5 protein-coding genes and 1 tRNA gene are annotated in these 5,221 nt (G+C 43.2%); 4 read left to right on the top strand and 2 right to left on the bottom strand.

Annotated elements, in window-relative coordinates; all coding sequences use genetic code 11:
- Positions 1 to 77, bottom strand: a tRNA-Arg gene (locus IT291_10965).
- A gap of 446 nt (positions 78 to 523) precedes the next feature.
- On the opposite strand from IT291_10965, the gene IT291_10960 reads away from it, so the two are divergent.
- Positions 524 to 1,825: a serine/threonine protein kinase gene (locus IT291_10960; GenBank protein ID MCC6221748.1), complete on the top strand. Its 1,302-nt coding sequence runs from the start codon at positions 524 to 526 to the stop codon at positions 1,823 to 1,825.
- On the opposite strand, the gene IT291_10955 is transcribed toward IT291_10960, so the two are convergent.
- Positions 1,822 to 2,418, bottom strand: a complete 597-nt coding sequence (locus IT291_10955) for a thermonuclease family protein (protein ID MCC6221747.1) — start codon at positions 2,416 to 2,418, stop codon at positions 1,822 to 1,824. The genes IT291_10960 and IT291_10955 overlap by 4 nt on opposite strands.
- Positions 2,419 to 2,957: 539 nt before the next feature.
- On the opposite strand from IT291_10955, the gene IT291_10950 reads away from it, so the two are divergent.
- The 3 genes from IT291_10950 to IT291_10940 form a co-directional block, all read left to right on the top strand.
- A complete protein-coding gene (locus tag IT291_10950) occupies positions 2,958 to 3,716 on the top strand; it encodes an electron transfer flavoprotein subunit beta/FixA family protein (GenBank protein ID MCC6221746.1) in 759 nt (252 codons plus the stop codon).
- A gap of 55 nt (positions 3,717 to 3,771) precedes the next feature.
- On the top strand, positions 3,772 to 4,749 hold the full coding sequence (locus IT291_10945; protein ID MCC6221745.1) for an electron transfer flavoprotein subunit alpha/FixB family protein: 978 nt from the start codon (positions 3,772 to 3,774) through the stop codon (positions 4,747 to 4,749).
- A 5-nt stretch (positions 4,750 to 4,754) separates the two neighbouring features.
- Positions 4,755 to 5,221: DUF192 domain-containing protein (locus IT291_10940; GenBank protein ID MCC6221744.1), on the top strand; the 467-nt coding region annotated here is incomplete at its 3' end.

The following is a 5,221-nucleotide window of genomic DNA, read 5'->3' as shown; positions in this document are numbered from 1 at the left end:
TGGTGCGCCCACCAAGACTTGAACTTGGAACCTACAGATTAGAAGTCTGTTGCTCTATCCTGTTGAGCTATGAGCGCGTGGTTTTGCAAGAATTAAGTATTTAACTCACTTTCTCTAAAGCGTATATATAGCTAGCTAATTATTATTGGCAATCTAGATGCTATTTTTAGTTCGCTTCTTTGTCTAGATTTCGCCGTTGTGGCGAGCCGGATGCGTTAAATATCTAATAATGTTAAGGACTTGCGTGAGCTGATTTTTTGGTAGGAGTTGTGGCGTTTTTTTATGATATTTTTCCCATCTTAGTCTGCATAACGTACCTTAGTATAGAAATACTCTCTGCGTTGAAAAAAGTTTCTTGAAAGCTTTAATATTAACGCTAAGTAGTGTATTAATTCACTAAGCCAACGAAAATGCTTTTAGCTCTAGTTAGACTGATGTGGGTATTTGAGCGAGCAGCTAGGGTCTTAGATCATTTTAGTTGTAGTTTTATAGTAGTTGTTGTTCTCAGTAATAGGATTTTGAGATGGCTCTTAGGCAGGTTTCCAAGCGCAATGACTCTCATATAATCGATGGTCGATACGAAATACTTTCGAGTATCGGTCGTGGCAACAACAGCATAGTTTATAAGGCTCGCATTCTTACGCCAAGCCACGAAGCACCTTGCGGCAAGTCGGATTTAGTTGCGCTCAAGGTAGTTACAGCGGATTCAAAGTGTCACGAACATAACGTCAATAAGATGAATCGCGAAGCGGTTGCTATGTTAGCTGCGCGTCATCGAAATGTTATCCGGTTAAATGATTATGTTGCTGCCGAAGGTCTATGGTATCTATCGATGGAGTATGCGGCTGGGGGTGACTGTTTGTGTAGGTTAAATACGGAGAATGAAGCATTTTCTTATACGCAAGTCTTAAGATTTCTTCATCAGACTCTTTGCGGACTTGAGGCAATTCATCGCGCTGGTATCATTCATGGCGATATTAAGCCCGAAAATTTATTACTGTCTCGTGAGGGGGAAATCAAAATAGCTGATTTTGGGATTGCGCAGATTCCGACAGAGCCGGTTAGGGACGAAAGGGCCAGGCAGGGGGTCGGAACATTTGAGTATCTCGCGCCAGAATATCTAAATGGGGAACCAGCTACTGTATTAACTGATATTTATTCTCTAGGCATAACTACTTATTACTTCTTGACGAAGCGATTGCCGTTTGAGGGAAGTTCATTTGCTGAAAAGGTAGATAATAAGCTAAGCGGGCGCCGCGCTCCTTTGTCGAAGTATCTGCAAAATGTGCCGCTATTTTTAGAAGTTTTGTTGGATAAGGCACTTTGTACAGATCCATCTGGGCGCTTTCAATCTGCAGTTGAGTTTCGTGCGGCTGTGGATGTGTGCAGTGACTATTTAAGCGATAGGTCGGTGTTGCAAAGTCCGTCCGCAGTTGAAAATAGAGACTTGCCCAGGACTTCGGCAGAGGCTCAGGAGGCAAGGGAGGCTAACTTGCGAAAAGCTAGCGAAGCTGAAAGCGCAGAGGTATTTGTTAGCGAAATTGAGCGAAGAGATAATGTAGATCCAATAGAGGTTCCTCATATTGCCGCAAAGGGAAACCTGCCTAGGTCGTTCGGATTTAAAAAGTATACAGCTGATTCAAATGCGGATGCAGATTTTCAAGCTTCGCATTCCAAGGTATCCGATAGCGTTTTAAGCCCGTTTAAGCGATTAGCTTTTGTGGTTGGCGCTATGATAGTTCTCTTCTCTTTCGTGTATAATGGACTAGATTTTCTTGACTTGCCGGAAGATTCTTTCGCCGTCGCGTTCCATTGGCCCATCTAGTTATTACTTAAGCAATCTCCAATCCATAAACCAGTTTTTTTTGTTCGCGCTTGTCTTTCGGCTGTAATTAAATTGTCGGCGCAAATTAATGGCTCGTTACGTGAGTTTCTTGGATTTGCGCGTGCAAGCCCCATTCTAACTAATTCCTGGTTAAAGAACTCCCCATTTTGAGTGATTACGTAGACTTTTAAGGGTTTATCATTGCGTGGCACATTATCTTCGGCGGCATAGATATATACGCCCTTATTGCTAAGTTTGGCATTGATAAACTTGATTACCTGAATGCTGCAATCTTGTTTATCATCCGCGCTTCCTGCCTTCGGAATGGCTATGCCAGCCAGCTCTACGTGTTCGACTGTATCGAGATATATAGAACCATCGTCTGCAACTTTAGAAACATATCTCAACCGCTCGCTTTTTTGTCCGGTACTAACATAACACGGCTTAGTGGTAGACGAGACTTGTTCGCCAATCGCAAATGCCGGTCGAATACCTATCTGTTTGGTCTCGTAATTCAGCCCCATCAAGCAGTGCATAAGCGTAAAGAAAAACAGCCAAACCGCAGCTATCTTTGTAGCAAAATTCGAGGGCATATTAATAGTTTTTTATTTTGTGTCTTGGATGGTACATGTCCTCGCACCAGCCGCCGGCGCACCTGTTACCTTGTTTGCAATCAGTGTTCGTAGTGCATTTATCTGGATTAACGGCTATTTTGCTATTATTGCTGGAGCATGCGCTCATAAACAGTGCGTATGTTAGCAAAACAAGAGTGAAAAAAACGGGACTATTTCTCATCAAATATGCCTCTTTGTTAAAAAACAAGCTCAGAATGACAAAGAATTTATTCACAGTCTATTACTATATACCGTTTTAAAAAAGTAAGTTAAATATTTTATTTTATGGCTTTTAATCGTTATCGCAAAAAGGAGAAGTTAAAGCGGCAGTATACCCTGACAAGGAGCAAGGCAATAATTGCATTTCTCTTGTCTGCATTATTTAGCGTATTTTTAAGTGCGTATTTTGAAAGATACGGGCGCCTTATACTTCGCAAGATTTTCGATAGTGCCTTTGCCTCTGTGGATCACTCGGTGAGCCATACATATCAGCTTAGTGCTTACTCGAATAGGGAGATATGGCTAAGATATTAGTTCCAATAAAGAGAGTTGTAGATTACGAAACAAAAGTGCGAATCCATGCCGATGGGAACAAGATTAGCGAGGATGGAGTGAAATGGATAGTAAACCCATTTGACGAGATTGCGGTTGAAGAGGCGATTCGCCTTAAGGAACAAAAAGGTGACGTTGAGGTAGTAGTTGCCTCAATTGGCCCCGATGGGACAAGTGAGCAATTGCGAACGGCCTTAGCTATGGGTGCTGATCGGGCCATTCATGTCAACACCGATGCATATATAGATTCGGATGCTGCCCACAGAATATTAGCTGAGATATACTTGAGAGACTCCTTTCAGCTAGTAATAATGGGCAAGCAGGCAATAGATTCGGATGCTAGCCAGACTGGACAACTTCTTGCAGCAAGACTTGGTTTGCCCCAGGCGACATTTGCTTCAAAGCTAGTAATTGATGATTCTTTCGCCACAGCGACTGTGGTGCGTGAAGTAGATGGCGGGCTTGAGACGCTTAGGATCAAGCTACCGGCAGTCGTTACTACCGATTTGCGCCTTAATCAGCCTAGATATCCGTCACTTCCAGGAATTGTAAAGGCAAAGAAGAAACCACTTGATGTAATTGAGTTATCAGGTTTGGGCATAGATACTGCGCCCAAGGTGAGGATTGTGAGTATGCAACCGCCTGCCCCACGCAAAGCAGGTGTTAAGGTGGGATCTGTCGCTGAATTGCTAGATAAGCTCAGTAATGAGGCGAAGGTGATTTAAGGGACGATGTGAGATGGTATTAAGCGCAAGCTCGTTCGGAATTATTAGTTAGGGGATAAGTAGGGTGATACTGGCATATATTGAAAATAATGGCGTAGAGGTTCCTAAAGGTTCGCTGTCTACTATTCAAGCAGCACTTCTTCTTAAGAAGGCCCATAACTATTCAGGGTTGGTTGGTTTGTTGTTGGGTGGTGATGGAACCGAAGAAGCTGCAAAAAAGGTGGCAGCTTTTGGACTTGATGAGGTTCTGTATGTAAAAAATAACCTCCTTAAAACTTATTTAGCCACGAACTATGCGCTGGCATTTAAAAAAGTATTGGAGACTCTTGCTCCAACTGTAGTGCTCGCGCTTGCCGATACTCGGGGTAGAGATCTCATGCCTAGAATTTCACAACATTTGGATGCTGGGCAGGCAAGCGATGTAATAGAGTTCGTCGATGGAGGTCGATTCAAGAGACCGATGTATGCTGGCAATGTGTTGGCTACGGTAGAAATTACCACAGCGAGGAAAGTGGTTACCGTAAGGCAATCGGCTTTCGATGTCGCAAAAAGTGGAGCTAGCGAATGTCCTATACGGGAGCTAAGTATCGACATAAGTGCTGATAGTGGGATGGAATTTTTGTCTTTTGATACTGTAAAATCTGCGCGCCCACAGCTGGTTGAGGCAGACAGAATTGTCAGTGGTGGCGTATCGCTAAAATCTAAAGAAAACTTTGAGAAATACATCGTGGCGCTGGCAGATGTTTTGGGAGCAGCGGTAGGTGCTAGTCGAGCGGCTGTGGATGCAGAATATGCACCGAACGATTGGCAGGTTGGGCAAACAGGAAAAATCGTCGCGCCAAAATTATATATAGCAGTCGGTATTTCTGGAGCTATTCAACACATAGCTGGGATGAAAAGTTCAAAGACAATAGTTGCCATCAATAAGGATCCAGAAGCGCCAATTTTTGATGTAGCTGATTATGGTTTAGTAGCCGATTTGTATCAAGCCGTCCCCGAGCTAATATCTGTTTTAACGGCTAGTAAGAGCTAATAGTCGTGAAGTTTTTTGTCCATCCTTTCGGTGTAAGGGGCGAGGTTCGATTTCAATTTGGGCGCTATCGGCTACTATTGGTTTTTCTTGGTTTCTTATTTTTTGTAAATCTTGCCTGTTCAGAGCAAAGTGAAAAGTTGTCTGTTCATTTTGTCAATCCCGATGGCAGCAAATCGCCGGCAATTCTCGCTGAAACAGCAAATACCGATGCAGCTCGTAGCTTGGGGTTAATGTATCGCCGCGAGATAGGTGAGCTGGAAGGGATGTTCTTTGTGTTTCCAGACAGTCAAGAGCGAAGTTTTTGGATGAAGAATACATATATCGAGTTGGATATTATTTTTCTCGACGATGATTTTCGTGTTGTCTCCATAATTAATCGTGCAGCGCCACACACCGTTTCCGAGAGAAAAAGTCAATCGCCAGCGACTTATGTCTTAGAAATTCCTGGTGGCAGTGCTGAAAAGTGGAAGAT

The sequence above is a fragment of the Deltaproteobacteria bacterium genome, assembly GCA_020845775.1.
Classification (GTDB): Bacteria; Bdellovibrionota_C; UBA2361; order SZUA-149; family JADLFC01; genus JADLFC01.
The sequence above is the reverse complement of the archived record's forward strand: the minus strand, read 5'-3'. Positions and strand labels throughout refer to the sequence as shown.

Bases quoted from the DNA above. Each gene is read 5' to 3' on its own strand.
- IT291_10960 (MCC6221748.1), top strand. From the start codon at position 524: ATGGCTCTTAGGCAGGTTTCCAAGCGCAATGACTCTCATATAATCGAT.
- IT291_10955 (MCC6221747.1), bottom strand. From the start codon at position 2,418: ATGCCCTCGAATTTTGCTACAAAGATAGCTGCGGTTTGGCTGTTTTTC.
- IT291_10950 (MCC6221746.1), top strand. From the start codon at position 2,958: ATGGCTAAGATATTAGTTCCAATAAAGAGAGTTGTAGATTACGAAACA.